The organism is Pseudoalteromonas sp. APC 3691, assembly GCF_030408135.1.
In the GTDB taxonomy this organism is placed as follows: Bacteria; Pseudomonadota; Gammaproteobacteria; order Enterobacterales; family Alteromonadaceae; genus Pseudoalteromonas.
Window position 1 is genome coordinate 1 of sequence record NZ_JASDCB010000072.1, and the last position, 21,709, is coordinate 21,709.

The window sequence follows — 21,709 nt, forward strand, 5'->3', positions numbered from 1 at the left end:
GGATGGCTTGCTCAATCGGCGTTTAGAAAATAAGCCGAAGGGATAGAAGAATACAGGAGCCGTATACGAGGCCCGTACGTACGGTTCTGTGAGAGGGATGAGGCAAAAGCCTCACCCTACTCGATGTGCCTGAAGTTTGAGAAAGTCTTCAGCTATCAGTTAAACCGAACTAAACACCACAGTTAAAATTCCAAGTAGACGTAGAGCTTGCTTACGTTAAAAGCGTCGCTTTTGATTTATAATGTTTTAATCACTTCTCTAAAAGCGCAGCGCCTCTTAACCTCTTTGTGAATAACGCCCTTAAAAACTAAAATGCACAAAGAAAAGTGAAAGAGGGGTAAATGAGAAGTTCAAAATCACCATTTAAAAGCCTGTAAGCTACGGTCTATAAATAATATCACCGCAACTTTTTATGTAGACGTAGGGCTTGCTTACGTTAGAAGCGCAGCTTCTGATTTATAATGTTTTAATCACTTCTCTAAAAGCGCAGCGCCTCTTAACCTCTTTGTGAATAACGCCCTTAAAAACTAAAATGCACAAAGAAAAGTGAAAGAGGAGTAAATGAGAAGTCCAAAATCACCATGAGTATTTAAACGCCTTTAAGCTACGATCTACAAATAATACCACCGCCAACTTTTCAATGTAGGCGAAGAGCTTACTCACGTAGAAGTGCCGCTTCTTCTAGCTACGAATCAAACGGTCATAGGTTCACTCTTACAAGATACGTCCTGCGCTTAGCATTTCTATTACTAATTAGGTTAATAGAAAATAAACCGATGAAAGTCGGTTTTTTATTCAAAGTAAACTGTAAAATAAGGCGTAAGTTCGCTTTGAGTTCATAAAATTGAAGGTCTACTGTTTAAAAACTCTAATCCAATACGTTCTAATATCGGCTTGTATTATATCTAACTCGCTTTGGCGTATTTGACTAGTATTCAAAAAAGACCCTATGGATACTGTGAAGCTGTTACATAAAAGTTACAAAATTAACGTTCACACACATCAAAAGGTCGAACATGCACACAATAAATAAAACAGCATTATCAATAGCCGTTGCATTGGCTTGCTCAATGCCACTTCATGCTCAAGAGGCTTCCACTGAAGAAATACAAACACCAGAGAAAAAAGCTAGCTCGTTAGAAATTATTTCTGTAACAGCAACTAAACGTAAAACTAGACTTATGGAAACCCCAGTTGCCATTACGGCATTGACTGAAGCAGAGCTAAGACAAAATGGGGTTAACAGCGTTAAAGATATAGCTAACCTAGTGCCAGGGTTAGATATCTCCACAGCGACGGATCAATCAGCACCAGTTATCTCGATGCGTGGCGTACGTTCTACTAATATTACCGAGCTTGGCGACCCTGCTGTTGGTGTGCACCTTGATAGTGTTTATTCACCAAGAATGCAAGGAGCACTAGCTCTGATGTATGACATTGAACGAGTTGAGGCATTAAGGGGCCCACAAGGAACGTTATTTGGCCGAAATTCAACAGTTGGTAGCATAAATGTTATTTCAGCAAAGCCTGAATTCACTCATTTATATGGCAATGTGAATGTTGAAGCAGGTAAATACAACAGCAAAAATATTGGTGGTGTAATCAATATTCCAATTAATGACGAATTTGCAGTACGGTTTTCTGGCAAAGGTCTAAAACGCGACTCTTATCTCGAAGGTTACTACGATCCCAACCAATATGACTCAAGACGATTAAGCGACGATATACTCAATGCTCCAGTTATATCCGAGGATTCTTATCAAGGTATTGGTCAAACTGTCACGCAGCGAGAAAACTGGTGGATAGATGGCGCAGGAACTGATCCAGAGGCGCAAAAAGTTCGCCAATTAACACCCGCTGAAAAAGATGACTTTTATAACAATGCTAATGAATACTCTTTTAGAATTAGTACACTTTGGGAGCCGTTAGATGGCAGCTTTTCAAATCATACCGTTTTTCAAAAGTATGTTAATAACAGTAATAACAATCTCGATTTAGTTAACTGCGATAAAATTCGTGGTAGAAGTGCTGAGTTGGGTGGCGATTGCACAAACTTTTTACCCAGTGATAATACATATCAAGCTGTTGTGAATGTGCCTGGTAAGCTTAATTTAGATATCACCTATCTTAGAAATACCCTTAACTACGATATAAATGATGAATATTCGCTTGTGTGGCTACTTGGCTATGAGGATATGGAACGCTCTTCAGCACAAGATAGCGAAGTCGGCCTCGATCCTTGGGATGGGGCAACGTACTTTTTAGATGGCACTGGCGCTAAATCATTTTCTACAGAAGTGCAATTACAATCTGACGAATACGGCGATTTTATTTGGATTGTCGGTGCTAACTATTTCCACGAAAAAACCACGACCTTAGGTTATTACGATAACCCGATGGATGATAAAGCCTTTTGGGATCAACCTGATCGCTCCACAGATGCATTCGCTTTGTTTGGTCAAGGTACATACAATTTAACTGAAAAATTACATCTAACACTTGGTTATCGTTTTAGTGATGAAACGAAAGAAGATAAAGGGGGTAAAACATATCGCTGTTCTAATGCCGATGGCTGCGCCGTAGGTTGGTTAAATAGAACTGATCTAAATAATTTGCCAGTTGATTACTACGAAGATCCTTCAATTTATGCATCATATTTTGCAAACGATAATAAAGGAAGTTGGCAGCATCATGATTTTCGTGTTGGTTTAGACTACGACATCTCACCTGAAACTATGATTTATACCTACCTTGCCAGTGGTTTTAAAGCCGGCGGAATTGGTGATGTATATGAGGTCGTAAATGACAGAACCGGTGACGTTACACGCTTTGAAACTAAGTTTGATCCAGAAGAAGTACTTACATGGGAGCTTGGCGCTAAATCGAGCTTTTTTGATAATTCATTAAACCTAAAAGCCGCATTTTTCTACACAGATTACACCGACATGCAATACGCATCAGTGGGCTCAATCGGTAACGTAGAGCGTTTATCTGTGGTAGAAGATGAAGATGGTTCTCCCGTTTTAGATGGAAATGGCGAGCCAGTACTCGATTTTCAAAACAAGCCAGTTATAGCTTATTACACACAAAATGTTCCTAGTTCAACAATCAAAGGTATTGAGCTTGAGTTTGATTGGAAGCCTTACCCAAGCGGGCGTATCACCGGTTATGTAACCTGGACTGATGCTAAAGTGACGGACGATTGGAATACTAAATGGGATTACGATGCTGAGTATCTTTTTGATATTTCTTATGAGGAATCAAAAAACCCTGAAAATACACTGCTATCAACCAACCTTAAAGGTAATAACCTAGCGATGACGCCTAAGTTCACGGCGAACATCAGCTACACACATACGTTTGATTTAGGTGAATATGGTTTTATTCATAGCTGGCTTAATGCGAGCTGGAAAGATGAGTCGTACTCAACAGTATGGAATGTTGATAAACACTTAGATGATATGGACTTTAGCGTATCGGACGAGGCGACAAAATACATTGACGATAGCCGCGATGCGTTTGCCGTATTCAATGCCTCAATCAAGTATGAACCGCAAGGACAAAATTGGTTCGCAGAAGCATTTGTAAATAATGCCTCTGATGAAACGATTCAGTATTGGAACAACACCAGTAAAGGCATTCCTAAAGGCAGCTTTGGCATGCCAAGGTATTACGGTGTAAGAGCTGGTTTTTCATTTTAGATAACCTCACCAAATTACGTCTGTCACAGTAATTATACACTGTGGTAGGCGTGCAATTTAAATAAGGATCAATAATGAAAACTAAGCTTATTAGCACCTTGGTGAGTGGTATTTTATTTATCTCGCCGTGTACATATGCCAATTATTTTAAAGATAATTTTTCGTGGGGTTATGACACATCGATTTGGAATGCGCGAAGTGGCGATAATGGCTCGCCCTTTGGCTGTGAATTTGCCCCTGGAATGATTAACCCAAGTCAACAGGGGATCACGCTTTCATTATCACAAGGCGCATGTGCTGAGCTGCAAAGTAATAATTTTTATGGCTTTGGTAAGGTACAAGGCAGTGTTAAGTCAGGAAATACGCAAGGCACTGTGTCTTCTATTTTTACTTACACATCGTGGTGGGACTCCCCCGGCAGAGCATGGCAAGAGATAGATATTGAGCTTTTACCCTCTCTTGGAAACGTTGTTCATACCAATGTGATTTACCAGCCGCAAGGTGGTACTTATCAAAGCTGGGAAAAGGACATCGACCTAAGTCAGTTTGGGCTTGATTACAGAGAAAATTTATTAACCATCGGTTTTGATTGGTCTAGCAACTCGATTCGCTGGTACCTCTACGACGCTCAAGGAAATGAGCAAACAATTAGGGTGGTATACAAAGACAATGGAGACAAAGTGCTAGCTAGCAACGAGATCCCTGCTTATGCATGGCCTATAGATAATACAAAAATAATGATCAACCAATGGAATGGTGATAACTCAACCGAAGGCAATTACTTTCCTGGTCAATACTATGGCAGTCCGTCGTGGGCCTATTATGATTTTATTGAATATATTCCAAATTAAATCAATCGCTTCATGTTTTTTAAAACGATATTTTTACTCGAAGGTTTTTAATGTTTCAGATCAAAAATTCTAAATTATTACGTTGCCTATTTTCGTTAGTTGCCGCGTTAACATGTCAGTATTCATATAGTGCTGAAAATGTGCAGGTAAAATGGCCGAATGTGAACACTAAGCTCAAACGCGATCCCGCTGTAGAAGCGCAAATTGAACAGCTGCTCGCAAAGATGACCATAGAGCAAAAAGTAGCACAAATGATTCAGCCCGAAATTGGTTATTTAAGTGTTGAACAAATGCGCAAATATGGGTTTGGTTCATACCTAAATGGCGGTAATACAGCCCCCTATGGCGACAAACGCGCTGATCAGGCCACATGGTTAAAATATGCCGATGAAATGTACCTAGCATCAATGGACTCAACGAAAGACGGTATTGCAATACCGACTATTTGGGGTACTGATGCCATGCATGGACATAGTAATGTGTATGGCGCTACGTTATTTCCGCACAATATTGGCTTAGGAGCTGCGCATGATGCCGACTTAATTAAACGCATAGGCCAAGCAACAGCGAAAGAAGTGTCAGCCACTGGGATTGAATGGAGTTTTGCTCCTACTGTCGCTGTAGCCAGAGATGATCGCTGGGGCAGAACCTATGAAAGTTACTCAGAAGACCCTGAATTAGTTAGGCTGTATGCAGGTAGTATGGTGACAGGTATTCAAGGTGATATAGGGGCTGACTTTTTAAAAGGCAGTAACCGTATTGCAACCGCAAAACATTTTGTGGGCGATGGTGGTACAGAGCGAGGCGTTGATCGCGGAAATACGCTTATCGATGAAAAAGGATTAAGAGATATTCACAGCGCAGGTTATTTTTCCGCTATTAATGAAGGTGTGCAATCAGTGATGGCATCCTTTAATAGTTGGAATGGCAAACGTGTGCATGGCGATAAACACTTATTAACGGATGTACTTAAAAACCAACTTGGTTTTGATGGGTTTGTAGTCAGTGATTGGAATGCTCACAAGTTTGTAGAAGGCTGCGATTTAGAGCAATGTGCGCAAGCAATTAACGCCGGCGTTGATGTGATTATGGTACCAGAGCATTTTGAAGCGTTTTATCATAATACTGTTAAGCAAGTGAAAGACGGTGTAATAGCCGAATCAAGAATTAACGATGCCGTTAGACGTTTTTTAAGGGCTAAAATCCGCTGGGGTGTTTTTGTTAAAGGAAAGCCATCTTCACGACCTGAATCACAACACTCACAGTGGTTAGGTGCCTCCCAGCATCGTACGTTAGCAAGAGAAGCTGTTCGTAAGTCACTCGTTCTATTAAAAAACAACGAAAACGTGCTGCCAATCAAAGCGAGTAGCCGCATCTTAGTTGCCGGCAAAGGCGCGAATGCAATTAATATGCAAGCGGGTGGCTGGAGTGTTTCTTGGCAGGGCACAGACAATACCAATAGTGACTTTCCTAATGCGACCTCTATTTATGCAGGTTTAAAGTCGCAAGTATTAAAAGCAGGCGGTGAAATAAGCTTAAGTGAGTCTGGTGAATATAAAACCAAGCCAGATGTAGCCATTGTTGTTATTGGTGAAGAGCCTTATGCTGAGTGGTTTGGTGATATAGAAATGCTAGAGTTTCAGGATGAAAGCAAACATGCCCTTGCACTGCTGAAAAAACTTAAGGCAGACAATATTCCGGTAGTTACCGTATTTTTAAGTGGTCGCCCGCTTTGGGTCAGTAAAGAGCTCAATGCATCGGATGCCTTTGTTGCTGCATGGTTACCAGGCTCTGAGGGTGAGGGGGTTGCAGACGTATTATTAACAGATAAAAACGGTAACAGCCAGTTTGATTTTACCGGTAAGTTGAGTTTTTCGTGGCCTAAATACGACAATCAATTCAGCCTTAACTTAGGGGATGTAGATTACGACCCGCTCTTTGCCTACGGCTACGGGCTAACTTATCATGACGCAATAAATATGCCTATTGTGAGTGAAGCAACGAGCCCTAAAAAAATCGTTAAAAGCGATGCACATCCACTGTTTGTAAAAAGTTTAGCTAAAAATGTCACATGGGCGTTGGCCGATACAACAGCAAAGGTTTTAACTAGTGGTTCATCGGCCACCAGTGGCGATAAAAAAAGTTTGTTAATGCAATCGGTTAATTTATCGTATCAAGAGGATGCAAGGCAGTTTAAGTGGCAATCTCAATCCTCAGATGCAACGCTTAGCCTAAGTTACTTAAAACCTACGCTACTCGAACGCAAATTTAAATCAGGTTACCTTGAGCTAAAAATGCGATTAGATAAAGCTCCAGAGCAAGGTGCACAGTTACAAGTAATGTGTAATTTAGATAACTGTTTAAGAAGTATTGATTTTTCATCGTTTGAAAAAACAATGGCAGATAAGCGCTGGCATACTTTATCAATCGCACTCAATTGCGCCGATAGCGAACTGATTGAACAAACCATGTCAGATGTAATTCGTATTTCAGCTCAGCGTTTAAGTTTAGCAGTTGCAGATATCGCGTTGACTGCAAAACCTAATAATGACGCATTATCAATCACGTGCTCAAAATAAATAAGGCAAAGGCAGTTGATAATAAGTAAGCTATTCAACTGCCTTTAAAGTTGGACGTATTAATTTGAATTCCAAAAATCCCAGAAGTCATCTTTTCTGGTTGTTTCAGAGCTGCGGTTGGATTGTGTATGCAATGTTGACCGAGCTAATGATAAAAATACCAAGCGACGAGCCATGGTCGATACACATTCCGCATTTAATTATTGATGTAGCGTGTGGCTTTTTAATCACCTTACTTTTAAGAAGGGCTTATAACTGCTCAAATAGGCAAGGGATTAAAGTTAAAATAGCACTGCATCTGGTGCTGCTGTTAACTGCCACATTCATTTGGACACAAATTAAATGGGCGTCTTTGCAGTGGTTATATGGCAATTGGTGGCTTTCAATGACATGGTTTGACTTTGGTACATGGACGTCTGCATCGTTAACTATGCTCTCAACGTGGACTGCTTTTTATTACGGGATCAAAATATATCTCGACAATTTAGAGCAAACTCAAAAAGCCGCTGAAGCGACACACCTAGCGAAAGAGTCACAGCTAAAAATGCTTCGATATCAGCTTAATCCGCATTTTATGTTTAACAGCATTAATGCTATTTGCACCTTAATCTTAAAAAAAGAAAGTTTGCAGGCAGTTAATATGCTCGAAAAGCTTTGTGATCTACTGCGCCATAGCTTGTATACCGATCCACTTGAAAAAGTAGCGATTAAAGAAGAAATTGCCATATTAAAAACCTACTTAGATATAGAGCAATGTCGATTTGCCGACCGGTTAGAGGTTAATATTAGCGTTGATGAACCATGCAACGATTTATTAATACCTTCTTTATTAATTCAACCATTGGTAGAAAACGCGTTAAAACATGGTATGCGAGCAGATCAAAAAATGGTGATCACAATTAATGTTGAAAAAACAAAATCCGCATTGCTCATTAAAGTTGCAGATACTGGTAAAGGGTTTGACGACAATAAAAAATCTAAAAGGGGCATTGGCTTGGCTAATTGCGAGCAACGCTTAAAATTAATGTATGGAAATAGTCATCGCATTGAAAAAGGCAATGCCAAATCAGGCGGCGCATGGCTTTGTATTTCTCTTCCTATTAATGGTTTGCAATAATGATTCAATTAAAAACATTACTTGTTGATGATGAATACAGCGCTATTGAAGGCTTGCGTATTCGTTTAGAAGCCTTTGCTGAAATTGAAGTGATTGGCAGTGCACAAAGTGTTGATGAAGCTATTAACGTACTTAACAAACATGACGTTGATTTAGTTTTTCTAGATATAGAAATGCCAACAAAATCAGGCTTTGAACTAATTAAACATTTTCAACCAGAAAGCTGCCCAGCGGTTATTTTTGTTACTGCGTTTCACCAGCATGCCGTTAAAGCATTTGAGGTAAGAGCCCTTGACTACTTACTCAAGCCCGTTAAATTAGCTCGCCTATCAGAAGCCATAGAAAGAGTAGTAAAAACAGAGCAACTCCACAGAAAAAACACATTGATTGAAGTACACCAATCGCTGATAGAAAACGAGCATCAAGAATTAGAAAGCTCAAAAAACTCAGAGTATAAATTTGAAGCCGAAAACTTGGTCATCCAAGATGCTAAAAACCCAATTCAAATAATTCCGTTTAAAGATATTTTATGGATTGATGCCGCAGGCGATTATATGTGTGTTCATACACTGGCTGAAACCCATGTAATGCGAGCGCGTTTAAAAGATCTTGAAAAAAATACCCTGCCAGAAGACTTCTTACGCATACATAAATCAACGATTGTTAATTTAAGCCACATTAAACAGCTCAACCCATTACGTAATTCTGAATATATGGCGGTGTTAGATAACGAAAAAACACTCAAGGTAAGTAGAACGTACAGTAAAAACTTAAAGAGCTTAATAAAACAATAACGGTGGTTTTTTAGTTACACCATCGTCAACATTATCAATGTGGACGTAGTGCTTACTCACGTTAGAAACACAGTTTCTCATTGCTAAAACCTAAAACCTAAAACCTAAAACCTAAAACCTAAAACCTGCGCGAGGTAAACTCCCGCCAACAATATAAAAATTGCGCTTGCAAAAGGCTCGGTGTTTTATTTTTATTACCTGACCGCTGACCGCTGACCGCTGACCGCTGACCGCTGACCGCTGACCGCTGACCGCTGACCGCTGACCGCTGACCGCTGACCGCTGACCGCTGACCGCTAATTATTAAAACCTAAGCTGCTCTTTAAACTTAGCTATGTTATTTTAAACGCCTTGTTTAAAAGGATATTGCAGTATGTTTAAAACCCTATTTATTACTTTATTTTTTATTTTTAGCGCCATTTTTATTGCAAGCGTGCACGCCCACGAAGTTAATAACTCACTTGTAGTAGGTGCGCAACAATATGCTAAATATTTACCGCAGTTAAAAAATAAACGTGTAGGGCTAGTCGTTAATCAAACATCAATGGTGGGGCAAACTCACTTAGTAGATGCGCTGCTGACTAAAAATATTAATATAACTAAAATTTTTGCACCTGAGCATGGCTTTCGTGGCGATCACGATGCGGGCGCCCATGTGAAAAATGCCGTTGATGGTAAAACAGGTATTCCACTTATTTCTATTTACGGTAAAAATAAAAAACCAAGCCAAGCTGCTTTAGCCGATGTTGATGTGATTATTTTTGACATTCAAGATGTGGGAGTGCGTTTTTATACCTACATAAGCTCTATGCACTACATGATGGAAGCCGCTGCAGAGCAGGGGATAGAATTTTTAGTGCTCGACAGGCCCAACCCAAATATTGCCTACGTTGATGGGCCAATATTAGAGCCAGAATTTAAATCGTTTGTAGGAATGCACCCAATTCCTGTTTTACACGGCATGACCGTTGGCGAACTTGCCAAAATGATCAAGGGCGAGGGCTGGATCAATAAAGCGCCCGATTTAAAATTAACGGTGATCCCTGTTGATCATTACACTCGCAAAAGTACATACAGCTTGCCTGTAAAACCCAGCCCTAACTTACTTAACGATCAAGCCATTGCGCTTTACCCATCACTTTGCTTTTTTGAGGCAACGCCTATTAGCATTGGTAGAGGCACCGACTTTGCATTTCAAGTAATTGGCTATTCGCCAGTAGCATTAGGTGATTTTAATTTTACACCGCGCGCAATTAAAGGCGCTGCTTTAAACCCTAAATTTAAAAACCAAACCGTGCAAGGGCTCGATTTAAGACAAGCAAATATTACAGGTTTAAATTTAACTTACTTAATAAATGCGTACACGGAGCTTAGTAAAAATAACATCTCGTTTTTTGAGCGTGCTGACTTTATGAATAAGCTAGCGGGTACTAATAAATTGCGCTTAGCTATTGAAGCAGGGCAATCAGAAGCGCAAATAAAACAAAGCTGGCAGGCGGGACTTGCACAATTTAAAGCGCAAAGAGCGCCTTACTTGTTATATAAATAAGGGCTAAGCATGTTTATTGCTTTAAAAAATCAAAGGTATGGTTATATCAAACAAGCATTTATAGTGGCATTGAGCTTTATTATTGTGGGTTGTAGTACACCACCTGAGCCTATTAGCTCGGTGCTACCACTTACAAAAAGCCAGCTTGTAGAGCTGCCTAATGCACAAGTGGTTGTAACGTTTCCAGAGGTAAATCCAAGTAGCCGGTTTTATGTAAATAACCGAGGAACGTTTAAAGCTTACAAAGGGCGCGGGCAATTATTAATACAAAACCACAACGCACAAAGCGCCGATATTTACATTAATAATAAAAAGCTCGACGTTAACCAACTAAGCGCCAACACCTTATACAATTACAGTTTGGCAAAAAATACTCACAACGGTGTTAATACCTTTAAAGTTGAAAATATTCTCCCTGCTGGCGCGAGTTTAACGCTGCGTTTTGCATTTCCTACTTTAAGCGATGAACCAAAAAAGCATATAGATTTTACTGAAGTAGACACATTAATTGAACGCGATGTTAAAGCAGGTTTTCCTGGGGCTGTATTGGCCGTTGTTAAAAACGGTGAGCTAATAAAGTTAACCGCCTATGGCGATGCAAAGCAATATCAGCAAAGTGATTTAATGCTACTTCGCCCAGAGCCCATGCAAACTAATACCTTGTTTGATCTTGCCTCAAACACCAAAATATTTGCCACAAACTTTACACTTATGAAATTAGTAAGCGAAGGGTTATTAAATATTAATAAATCCGTACAAAGCTACCTAAGCGAATATAAAGGTGAAGGGCGAGCAAAGCGCACAGTAAAAGACTTACTCACACACAGCGCCGGATACCCGCCAGTATTTGACTTTCATCGTAAAGATGGCAGCTACGGCGACGCGTTTTATTCGCAAAACAGTAAAACCACCAAACAGCTATTACTCACCAGCGTGCCTTTTAGTAGTAAATCATCTAGGCAGCATGTTTACTCAGATATTGATTACATGATTTTAGGCGTACTCATTGAGCGCATAACTGGGCAGCCCCTTGACGAATACCTAGAGCAGCAAGTGTACGCGCCACTAAAATTAACTAACACGTTATTTAATCCACTTAAAAAAGGCTTTAAGCCACAGCAATTTGCAGCTACTGAGCTTAGCGGCAACACACGAGACGGGCGCATTAAGTTTGATAATGTTCGAACTGGGGTTTTACAAGGCCAAGTGCATGATGAGCGCGCTTACTACTCACTTGATGGCGTAGCAGGGCATGCAGGATTATTTAGTAACGCTCACGACTTAGCGGTGCTTTGCCAGCTATTACTAAATAATGGTGGCTACGGCGACCAACAATTATTTAGTGCAAGCGCCTTAGCACAATTTTTAACGCCGCAATCAAGCGATGAGACCTACGCGCTTGGCTTTAGGCTTGCTGGTAATAATCAAGCAAGGCGCTGGCACTTTGGCCCTTATGCAAGTGCGCAGGCTTATGGGCACACAGGTTGGACGGGTACAGTGACCGTAATTGACCCCGCTTACGATTTAGCTATTGTTTTACTTACCAATGCTCGCCATAGCGCAATTAAAGGCTCGCAAAAACGTTACGAATTTACAGGTAAACAATTTGAAACCGCGCAGTACGGATCGGTGGTGTCGCTTATTTATGAAGCGCTACTAAATCAATAAGCTATCGTATAGGTTAAAACGTACTAACAGCATTACTCTAAGTGATTTATTTACAGGTGACTTGAGTAAGGCAATCCATTAAGCTAAGCGGTTTACAAATCTAAGCCAGTTTATGCTGCTAGGCTTAACAAATAAGCGATAAAACGCGTACAAAGCGAGAGTGGCTCGCTAATAATTAAGGTTAACTTTTTATGCATTGGTATTCTATTTTACCGCCGCTAATTGCGATTGCTATCGTGTTTTGGCGAAAAGAAGTGATTATGGCGCTACTTGTTGCTGTTGCTTCTTCTGAGTTTTTACTCGCCTTTCAGGGCGAAGGTAATAGCTTGTTTGACACTTTTTTAAATACCATTGAACGTATTATTTCGGTTGCCAGCTCGCCAGGTAATACACGCATATTAATATTTAGTATTTTAATAGGTGCCTTGCTTGCCTACATTCGCGAATCTGGCGGCGTTGCAGCAACTGTTAATATGTTAATGAACAAAGGAATTGCAAAAAGTAAGCGCCAAGTGGGCTTTTTAACCATGTTTACCGGCATTGCGGTGTTTATAGAATCTAACTTGAGCGTACTTACCTCAGGGATTTTATCGCGTGGCTTATTCGACAAATTTAAAATGAGCCGAGCGCGTCTAGCGTACATTATTGACAGCACCAGTGCGCCAGTGTGTATTTTAATACTACTTAACGGCTGGGGCGCATTTGTACTTGGTTTGTTAGGTAACTATGAGCTAGGTGAGTCGGCTGTATCAGTGTTATGGGGCAGCGTAGGGTATAACTTTTACGCCATAATTACCCTTGCCATTGTTTTTTATACCATCGCGTTTGATAAAGTGCATGGCCCAATGAAAGAAGCCGAAGAAAAACTAGAGCTTCAAACAACTGACTTAAAAGAAGAAGTAAAAGGCTCTAGAGCGCGTTACATGTTAATCCCGCTTATTACGCTTATTACCAGCATGGTTGGCTTTATGTACTACACCGGTAATGGTGTATTAGCCGAGGGCAGCGGCTCTAAATCAGTATTATATGCAACGGTTTTAGCCATTGTTGTCGCTTACTTTTTAATGATTGGTTCTCGTAAATTTACGCACCATCAATTAGTTGATACCGGTTTTAAAGGTATGGGCGAATTAATGCCGCTAGTCGCCATTGTACTGCTTTCGCTTACACTTGGCGCAAGCTTAAAAGAGTTGGGTACTGGCGTATTTGTAGCGTCACTTGTTGGTGACTACTTACCTATTTACCTAATAGTACCGGTGCTGTTTTTAACCGGCGCAGTTATGTCGTTTACTACAGGTACATCGTGGGGTACGTTTGCTATATTAATCCCAATTGGTGTGCCACTTATTCAAGCGCTAGGTTTACCGCCATCGCTTGTTGTTGGTGCTATTTTGGGTGGTGGTATATTTGGCGATCATTGCTCGCCTATATCCGACACCAGCGCTGTATCTGCTATTGCATCGGGGTGTGACTTACTCACCCACGTTAAAACACAGCTACCGTATGCCTTATTTGGTGGCGGCCTTACGTTTTTAGCGTACTTAATAACAAGTATTATTGTTTTATAAAATACAATTGCTTAAATAGTCAAAAGCCTGCTTATTGCAGGCTTTTTTGTTTTTAAATTAAGACCGAGGCTAGTAATACCAAACTTAACGACGCTCTAGCTATTAAATAAACTATTTAAATATAGACTGAAGTACCCGTATTTATATTTTTTAGGTTATTGTATAGCATGAGCTTTAAGCTTTTTGGTAGCTATAAATTCTTACTTTTTAACTCATATAAGGCTGTAAATCCACACTATGTTTGCAATTGATAATATCATTCTCGTTAGTGCCATTTTAATTTTACTTGGAGTGATCTCGAGCAAGTTATCTGCACGCGTTGGCTTACCAGTGCTGGTGCTATTTTTACTTGTAGGTATGCTCGCAGGTGAAGATGGTATTGCAGGTATTTCATTCGACAACGCAGAGGCCGCACATGCTCTGGGTACTCTAGCGCTTGCTATTATTCTATTTGATGGTGGCTTACAAACGCCCACCAGTTCAATTAAACAAGTGTGGAAACCCGCGTCTGCTTTAGCAACCATCGGTGTGTTATTTACCGCTGTAATTACAGGCCTTGTGGCCACTTATATTTTAGACCTACCCATATTACAAGGTGTATTACTGGGCGCCATTGTTGGTTCTACAGATGCCGCAGCAGTGTTTGCACTTTTACGAAGTGCGGGTATTCACTTAAATAAAAAGCTTAAATCGACCCTTGAAATAGAAAGCGCCTCGAACGATCCAATGGCTATTTTTCTAACGGTTGGTTTGCTCGAAATGCTCGTTAATGACATGCCAGTAGGGCTGGAATTACTACAGTTATTTGCTCAACAAATGGGTGTTGGCGCTATTTGTGGTCTTTTAATTGGTAAAATATCGGTTTGGTTTATTAATCGAATTAAACTAAATGCATCGGGTTTGTATTTAGTGATGGTAACCGCATTTGGACTGCTTTCATTTGGCCTTTCTGCAACGCTTGGCGGCAGTGGCTTTTTAGCTGTATTTATAACGGGTGTTATTTTAGGTAACAGTAAGTTTGTATATAAACGCGGTATTTTTCTGTTTCATGACGGCTTAGCATGGCTTGGGCAAATAACCATGTTTGTTGTATTAGGACTCCTTATTAACCCATCGTCATTGGTTGATGTATGGCTAGAAGGACTGCTTATTGCACTGGCACTCATTTTTGTTGCTCGCCCATTAGCGGTAGCGCCTATTTTAAAACTGTTTGGCTTTAATAATCGCGAAACCCTTTTTGTATCTTGGGTTGGCCTTAGAGGCTCAGTACCCATTATTTTAGCTATATTCCCATTATTATTTGGCCTTTCAGGGGCTGAACTTATTTTTAATGTCGTTTTTTTCGTGGTGTTAATTTCAGCCACGTTACAAGGCTCAACAATGCCGTGGATGGCTAAAAAGCTAAATTTAGTAGAGCCGCCGCCCGACCTAGCCGCTGCAACACTCGAAATCACAGCCCTAAACGATATTGATATAGAAATTGTAGAATATACCTTAAGTGACGTTTCTCGGGTTTCTGGGCGCAGTTTGTCACATGCTGCACTTCCTGAGAGTGTGGTTGTTGCTATGATCACACGGGGTCCGTCAATCATACCGCCACGGGGTTCAACTAAGTTAAAACCAAACGATCACTTATTTGTTGTTTTAAAACCAGATAACAGACCTTTTGTTGATTTAGTTTTTACAGCAACCGATAAAACAAACCACCAAGATAGCTACTTAGCGCATAACGAACTTAAAGTGAAAGGGGTAACGTTGGTAGGCGATATATTTTACTCTTATCACATGCAAATAGACGCCCCAGAAGATATAAGCTTGGAAGAAGTGATCAACCAAAAGCTTTCAGGAGAAGTCAGTAAAGGCGATATTGTTGTTATTGGTAATGTGCAAATACGCGTTATAACAATGGTGCATACACGCATAGTTACCATTGGCTTAAAGTATTTAAATAATCCAGAAAAGCGACTTTTAAAGCCGTAATCATTAACAATGATTTATTAAGTGGTGACACCGCGTTATAGCGGACGTAGGTTGGGTTGAGTGACACGAAACCCAACGGTTCTCCAATGCAATGAGCACACCCAAAGCTAAGTATGTGTAGTGTTTATTGTAGGCGTACAGCTTGCTGGCGCGTCGGGCGTTAGCCTTATTTTTACTTACTTTATTACAAGAGTTATTGTTTTATAAGAATTTAGTTCTCAAAAGCCTGCTTATTGCAGGCTTTTTTGTTTCGACTATACGCTTATCTTTTAGTACATCGTTTTACTGCGACGATAAAGTGCCAAGTAAACATTAAAAAGAAGATATGGTAAATCAAAGTTACAAACTCCATCCCCTCTTTTAAAAATCTACCATATGGCGGTATTCCTTTGGCAAAGGTATTGCCAATATTTGCAATACTGATTATGTATTCATTTAAAGGTTCATATATTTTATACAAGCAATTATTTTCATAACCTAAAACAGAAAAATAATAAATAATTGCTGTTATCGTCATGAAAAAAAGAGGAGTAAATATACTCGAACCAAAATTGGATATGCTTTCATTCAGCCATAGGACAGCTTTTTCGGCTGACAACCCCTTTTTAGTTTTGAGTTCTTCTTTGTACTTTCTCATTTCTAAAGCGAAGTATTTATTGGCTTCAATTTGATTCCCGATCTTGTCGAATGAATGCTTTAAGATTCTGAAGGTTTCTCTGTTTGTATTTTGATAATTTATTTCTGCATTTAAAAAATTTGGTGACTCCTTTAAATTGGTATGTTCAAAATCTAACCCATTATGAAATTTAGCTTTTCTAAAATTAGTGAAATTGAGAAATGTAACATATTCAAATTCGATCTTTTTCAAGCTTATATTAGCACTACAGCCAAATTCACATTTTTCAAAGCCCGAAAAGTCATCAAAAATACTTTGGTTTATCTCGAACTGGTTAAATTTCGTTTTGTAAGCATCGAATAATGACTTGAAGTTAACATTAGATATCAGAGTATATCTAATAACACACTCTTTAAGCTCAACTTTTCCTTCGAATACCATATTCTGAATTTTTAATGTGTCTACCTCACTTTTATTGAGAGATAACCCTTCCTCAAACTCACAATTTTCTATATTTAATTCAGATATTTTTTGAATATATTCGTTAGAATTATTGAAAATATTTTTTTTGTAAGCACCTCTGTAAAAAGATAATTGCTTATTGAATTTACAATCATTAAATAAATAGTTTTCCAATCGAAGTGTGTCTCTTGAATTTTCCATTGATGCACTTGAAACTTCTCTTAGGAAATTACAAGTTTGAAAAAGGGTCTGATTACTAACATCCTCAATTATTGAAAATGAATGAATAGACCATGCATTTTTAAATGTACAATCTTGAAAGAAAACTTGGGTATTTGGTAGATTTAGACTGCTAAAACTTATTGTTGAACTATCGAAGTGTAAACCCTTAAACAGTGTAAAAAGCTTAAAAAAATCAAACTTATCTCTCGAATCCCGTGTTGGAAATATTATATCTCTAAAATAAATAATTTCTTGCTGGATAGTTTGGCAATCCTCAGTAAGATGTAGGTTTTTAGATAAATAATCCATATTTTCTTTTTTTTCTTCATCGTCTGTATTCATAGAAAAGTATTGAAAAATACCCTTAATCGTTGAGTCAGAAAAGCCTTTGTATATATATATAGATAGATCATCGTAAAAATCGGAGAGCTTCCCGCTCATTCGATCAGTTGAATAATCCCCCTTATTACAATGAAGAGAGCATTTATCATTATATTTACCGATTAGTGTGCAATCATCGTGAATACAAACGTTAGACAATGTTATTTCCTTATATAATTACTTTTTCATAGATGGTAAACGTAATCTTAGGGGGATGACAGGGTTAGTTAGTTTAAATACTTATAGTGCAACTATTGTTCTATAAATAAGCATTTATCTGATAAAGCTAAGCCCCACACTGCCTAACTCCAGCGCCCGCATGTTTAAGCGCTATAATCTGCCCTTTACCGTTATGCGCCATAGCTAACATATCACCCGTATTTATATTACTTTCTACCGCGTGTTTTCCTTTTAAATCACTTAACAGTGAGTGCTTAATTTGCACTAGCACCTCGTCATTACAGCTAGCTATGTACCAGTCGTTATCAACCTTCACTAGCGTGCCGTATTCTATGTGGCGTTGTTGGTGGCGGCGTAAATCGTTAGCTAATTGGCTATCAAGCGCATGTTTTTGCTCGTTTATAGAGCTTGCGTAGCTACCTGCTTGATTTATTTCGTGTGTTTTAATAATTGAATAGTCGTGAATGTCGATGGTGTTAAATACGCTGTTAAGTACGGTTTTAGGCTCTGTATTTATTACGTTGTTATTATCAAACACAATAAATGCAAACACACCCAGTGCGCAGGCAAGGCTGGTTAGCTGTAGCGTAAAATTAAGCTTTGTGGGCTTTTTAGGCTTTGCATGCACAGCGTTATTAAGTAGCGTTTTTTGCTGAGCGCTTGTAAGTGTAGTGCGCGCTTTTCGCTCTTTGTAATGTTGTGTGAGCTTTTGATCAAACGGCTCATCAGGCTTGTTCATTGTTTGCTCCTAATAAACGTTTAAGGTTTTGCTTGGCATAGCGCAGCCTTGTTTTAATGGTCTCGAGGCTGCTTTGCGTTATAAGTTCTATGTCGGCGAGCGAAAAACCTTCTTGTTGTAATGTTATGGCTTCGCGCTGTACAAAGCTGAGTTGTTTTAGGGCGGCGTCGAACGCGTCATAGCTTATGTTTGAGCTGCCTATATGCGAATCTCGACTAGTTAAGTGACCACTAGTTAAGTCGCTTTCGCTTTTATCATTTTGTGCTGCTAAATGTGTGTTTTCGTCAAGCTCTACAAAGTGTTGTTGCTTGCGGTATTCGTCTATTAGTGTGTTGCGGGTAAGTTTAAATAACCACGCTTTGGGTGTGGTTTGCGCTTGGTAAAGGTGGCGTTTTTCGATTACTTTTAGCCATGTTTGTTGGCTTACGTCGTATGCCAAATGCGTATTAGATTGTGTAACAAGGTAGTGGTATAAGTCGTTACTGTAGAGGGCAATAAGCTGCTCTAAGTAACGATTGTCGCCACTTTTTGCGTAACTTGCCATGCAGTCCTTGCTTGGCGTTTCAAATAACCATGACTTAATACTTAGTAGCATAGGCGTTTAGTCCGTTAAATAGAGTTATCTAATTTAAAATCGAGCTGTACAGTTTGACCTGTTTGTAATTGTGCCACACCTTCAATTACTTTGGGGCGATATTTCCAGCGTTTAATGGCTCTTATTGCTTCGCGGTCAAAGGTACGTTTTGGCTCGGCGTTAATAACTACTGGGTCGATTACTTCCCCCGTTGGCGAAATACTAAAGCTTAGTTGTACCCAACCTTCAATACCATCGCGCGCGGCTGTAGTTGGGTATTTAGGGTTTATGCGCACTATGGGTGTTGCATCCCCAGTAGGGCGATTAATAGTATTGTTAATGTCGCCACCAAAATCGTCAATCGTAACTGGCGTAAAGTCGCTAATTGCCAGCACAGGATCGGCTGATGTATCAAGCGGTGGAGCTTTTTGCGGCACTTTAGGCATTGGCGGTGGCGGCTGTATTTTTTGTATATGCCTGACTTTTGAATCCTCAGGTGCCTGAAAAATCTCTACTATAATATCGCCTTCTGGTTTTACCGGTGCGCGTTGCTCGCCACTTATTAAATATTGCATAAACGCAAAAGCTACAAAGGTCATCACTGCACCACCAATAACGGCAGTCGATGTTTTAATAAATACTGGGTTGTTAGGTACTTCAAGTGTGTGCATAAGCCGCTCCAAATTTTATTGACCACAATTAGGGTGTTTTCAAAGCTATAACGGGTGGTAAATCAAAAAAGGGTGAAATAATTTTATAAAAAATGTGGGGTTTAGTTACAATAGCCATTCGCATTCTTTTACTTATTAACTTTTTAGGCTGTTATGCAACTCATTGAAATAAATAAAGCACGTTACCGTAAACATTTAAACCGTGTTATTGCAGGGTGTGGTATTGGCTTGGCTGTAGGCAGCTTGGCTATATCGCAAACGCTGATTGCTTTATTTCCTGATGAAAGTGGTAGCCACTTTCATTGGAACTTAATAGGCGTTGTTATTACAAGCGTTGGGCTTGCGTGGTTACTTAATAAATATCGTACACATAGCTTTATGACTGAAGTTGTTTATGTGTGGGAGCTTAAAAAAGCACTTAATAAAATAACCCGTAAAATGGCTAAGTTAAAAGCCGCTGGCCGTGAAGGCAATGCCGATGCGTTATTAGCAATTCATTATAGCTACGCGGGCTCTCGGTTATTGTGGCAGCTTGACGATAACCTAATCACTATGGACGATTTAGCCATTAAACAAGCTGAGCTTGAATCTGTTGCAGCGCAACATAACGTAACGCTTAATGTTGAAGATTATGACGCAAGCATTTTAAAACAGTTTTAGTTTTTAATGTTTAAAGGAGTGTCTAATGAAAAAAATATTAGTTGTTTGTTTAGGTAATATTTGCCGCTCGCCAACCGCAGAGGCGGTATTAAAAGCCCGCGCTAAAAAGCTAGGTGTTAACGTTAAAGTTGATTCTGCAGGGACTATTGGCTATCACGAAGGTAAAACGCCTGATAGTCGCTCAATGGCAGCCGGGAAGAAGCGCGGTTACAGCTTTAAAGGTATTTATTCACGTAAAGTGCGTACAAGCGACTTTACTGAGTTTGATTTAATTTTAGCGGCCGATACGCAAAACTTAGCTGATTTAAAAGCCCAGTGCTCTGAGCATCTACAGTACAAATTAGCGCTGTTTTTAGAATATGGCGAGCAAGCCCAAAGCGCTATTCCCGATCCCTATTACGGCGGCGATGATGGCTTTGAAAATGTGCTCGATTTAATAGAAGCGGCTAGCGATAAAATACTCGCTAAAATTTAATCCCTATTTTATTACTAAAGCTAAATTTAACGAGCTTTTAGTCGTATTGCATGGCGTTCCTAAAGTAAGTACATTTTATACTTGCTCAAAGGGAACTTTATGAAAATAAAAATATTACTACTCACTTTATCTATCGCTTCTTGTTCTACTTTATCTATCGCTTCTTGTTCTACTTTTGCTAACGATGTTAGTTTTTCGATTGGGGGTGGCTATCCTTACTTAGTTATTCCTGAAGTGTCTTTATCGGCTAACGACGACACACAACGCTGGTATGCAAATTATAAACTAGGCCTTGATGATGGATTTTCAGCCGGTTTTGAACAAGCAGTTAGCGATAATAAAAAACATGCTTTTGGCGTACTAGTGGGCGCTATTGGTGCAAGAGATACAGACCAAGAGTGTGAAAGTTCAACTAATGATGTAGCAACTGACTTTGCTAATACGCTAGGTTGTGTAATTGGCGGTATTTTTGATGAAGAAACAACAAACGGCATAGGGCTTACGTACAGCTACAACTTTAATGGATTGAACAGCGCTGGTTTTAGATTAGAGCTAGATGTGGGCTACGGTAAAGCAAGCGATAGCAATGAAAAAAGAGCCGATGGCGGTATTAGCGTAAGTTATGAATTTTAACTACGTAGGATTTGTATTAGTTGGTATTAAAAAAGGCGCTAAAAGCTGTCTCTTGATCACAAATCTGACTCAAGAGATTTTGCTAAATCGTAGCCTTCCAGGATGGCTTGTAACTTAAGCCATCCTTTCCATAACACTTTCACAGATGCACGCCCTGTGCGTTTGGTATCTTTCCAGCCTCCTAACTTTGCCAGTTCCTGATACGCCCATGACATATTTGGAGCAGTTTCAGGCAATGGTGTTTTTATTCTCTTTAACCACAATAACTTCCATGCTTTGGGAGATAACA

General features: G+C 39.6%; 16 protein-coding genes and 1 pseudogene. 12 read left to right on the forward strand and 5 right to left on the reverse strand.

Annotation, left to right across the window (positions count from 1 at the left end; translation table 11 throughout):
- The first annotated feature begins 1,016 nt into the window (after positions 1-1,016).
- The 9 genes from QL998_RS17705 to QL998_RS17745 all read left to right on the forward strand — a co-directional run bounded on the left by QL998_RS17705 (position 1,017) and on the right by QL998_RS17745 (position 15,807).
- On the forward strand, positions 1,017-3,701 hold the full coding sequence (locus QL998_RS17705) for a TonB-dependent receptor (protein ID WP_024606266.1): 2,685 nt from the start codon (positions 1,017-1,019) through the stop codon (positions 3,699-3,701).
- A 74-nt stretch (positions 3,702-3,775) separates the two neighbouring features.
- Positions 3,776-4,552 carry a family 16 glycosylhydrolase gene (locus QL998_RS17710; protein ID WP_290193187.1) on the forward strand — a complete coding sequence of 259 codons (777 nt, stop codon included), beginning with the start codon at positions 3,776-3,778 and terminating at the stop codon, positions 4,550-4,552.
- A 50-nt stretch (positions 4,553-4,602) separates the two neighbouring features.
- Entirely contained in the window at positions 4,603-7,131 is a 2,529-nt protein-coding gene (locus QL998_RS17715) for a glycoside hydrolase family 3 protein (RefSeq protein WP_290193188.1), read from the forward strand.
- Positions 7,132-7,264: 133 nt separating this feature from the next.
- A complete protein-coding gene (locus QL998_RS17720; RefSeq protein WP_165744128.1) occupies positions 7,265-8,248 on the forward strand; it encodes a histidine kinase in 984 nt (327 codons plus the stop codon).
- Positions 8,248-9,042, forward strand: coding sequence for a LytTR family DNA-binding domain-containing protein (locus tag QL998_RS17725; RefSeq protein WP_165744127.1), 795 nt, complete (start codon positions 8,248-8,250; stop codon positions 9,040-9,042). The genes QL998_RS17720 and QL998_RS17725 overlap by 1 nt, the downstream gene beginning before the upstream one ends.
- A gap of 373 nt (positions 9,043-9,415) precedes the next feature.
- Positions 9,416-10,591, forward strand: coding sequence for a DUF1343 domain-containing protein (locus QL998_RS17730; RefSeq protein WP_182195263.1), 1,176 nt, complete (start codon positions 9,416-9,418; stop codon positions 10,589-10,591).
- 9 nt (positions 10,592-10,600) lie between these two features.
- Positions 10,601-12,259 carry a penicillin binding protein PBP4B gene (gene pbp4b, locus QL998_RS17735; RefSeq protein WP_182195266.1) on the forward strand — a complete coding sequence of 553 codons (1,659 nt, stop codon included), beginning with the start codon at positions 10,601-10,603 and terminating at the stop codon, positions 12,257-12,259.
- A gap of 191 nt (positions 12,260-12,450) precedes the next feature.
- Entirely contained in the window at positions 12,451-13,827 is a 1,377-nt protein-coding gene (locus QL998_RS17740) for a Na+/H+ antiporter NhaC family protein (RefSeq protein ID WP_182195269.1), read from the forward strand.
- 237 nt (positions 13,828-14,064) lie between these two features.
- Entirely contained in the window at positions 14,065-15,807 is a 1,743-nt protein-coding gene (locus tag QL998_RS17745; protein ID WP_290193189.1) for a potassium/proton antiporter, read from the forward strand.
- 262 nt (positions 15,808-16,069) lie between these two features.
- Here the strand turns inward: QL998_RS17745 and QL998_RS17750 are convergent, their stop codons facing one another.
- The 4 genes from QL998_RS17750 to QL998_RS17765 form a co-directional block, all read right to left on the reverse strand.
- Positions 16,070-17,647: a hypothetical protein gene (locus QL998_RS17750; RefSeq protein ID WP_290193190.1), complete on the reverse strand. Its 1,578-nt coding sequence runs from the start codon at positions 17,645-17,647 to the stop codon at positions 16,070-16,072.
- A gap of 127 nt (positions 17,648-17,774) precedes the next feature.
- A complete protein-coding gene (locus tag QL998_RS17755; protein WP_290193191.1) occupies positions 17,775-18,407 on the reverse strand; it encodes a hypothetical protein in 633 nt (210 codons plus the stop codon).
- Positions 18,394-19,002: a sigma-70 family RNA polymerase sigma factor gene (locus QL998_RS17760; RefSeq protein WP_290193192.1), complete on the reverse strand. Its 609-nt coding sequence runs from the start codon at positions 19,000-19,002 to the stop codon at positions 18,394-18,396. Before QL998_RS17760 ends, QL998_RS17755 begins: the two co-directional genes overlap by 14 nt.
- A 14-nt stretch (positions 19,003-19,016) precedes the next feature.
- Positions 19,017-19,652: an energy transducer TonB gene (locus tag QL998_RS17765; RefSeq protein WP_290193193.1), complete on the reverse strand. Its 636-nt coding sequence runs from the start codon at positions 19,650-19,652 to the stop codon at positions 19,017-19,019.
- A 153-nt stretch (positions 19,653-19,805) separates the two neighbouring features.
- On the opposite strand from QL998_RS17765, the gene QL998_RS17770 reads away from it, so the two are divergent.
- The 3 genes from QL998_RS17770 to QL998_RS17780 all read left to right on the forward strand — a co-directional run bounded on the left by QL998_RS17770 (position 19,806) and on the right by QL998_RS17780 (position 21,420).
- Positions 19,806-20,312, forward strand: coding sequence for a DUF3087 domain-containing protein (locus tag QL998_RS17770; RefSeq protein WP_138584151.1), 507 nt, complete (start codon positions 19,806-19,808; stop codon positions 20,310-20,312).
- 25 nt (positions 20,313-20,337) lie between these two features.
- Positions 20,338-20,787 (forward strand): low molecular weight protein-tyrosine-phosphatase, encoded by a 450-nt coding sequence (locus QL998_RS17775; protein WP_290193194.1) that lies wholly within the window; start codon positions 20,338-20,340, stop codon positions 20,785-20,787.
- A gap of 99 nt (positions 20,788-20,886) precedes the next feature.
- On the forward strand, positions 20,887-21,420 hold the full coding sequence (locus tag QL998_RS17780) for a hypothetical protein (protein ID WP_290193195.1): 534 nt from the start codon (positions 20,887-20,889) through the stop codon (positions 21,418-21,420).
- 56 nt (positions 21,421-21,476) lie between these two features.
- Here the strand turns inward: QL998_RS17780 and QL998_RS17785 are convergent.
- Positions 21,477-21,709 (reverse strand): annotated as a pseudogene (locus QL998_RS17785) (IS4 family transposase); the annotation flags it as partial.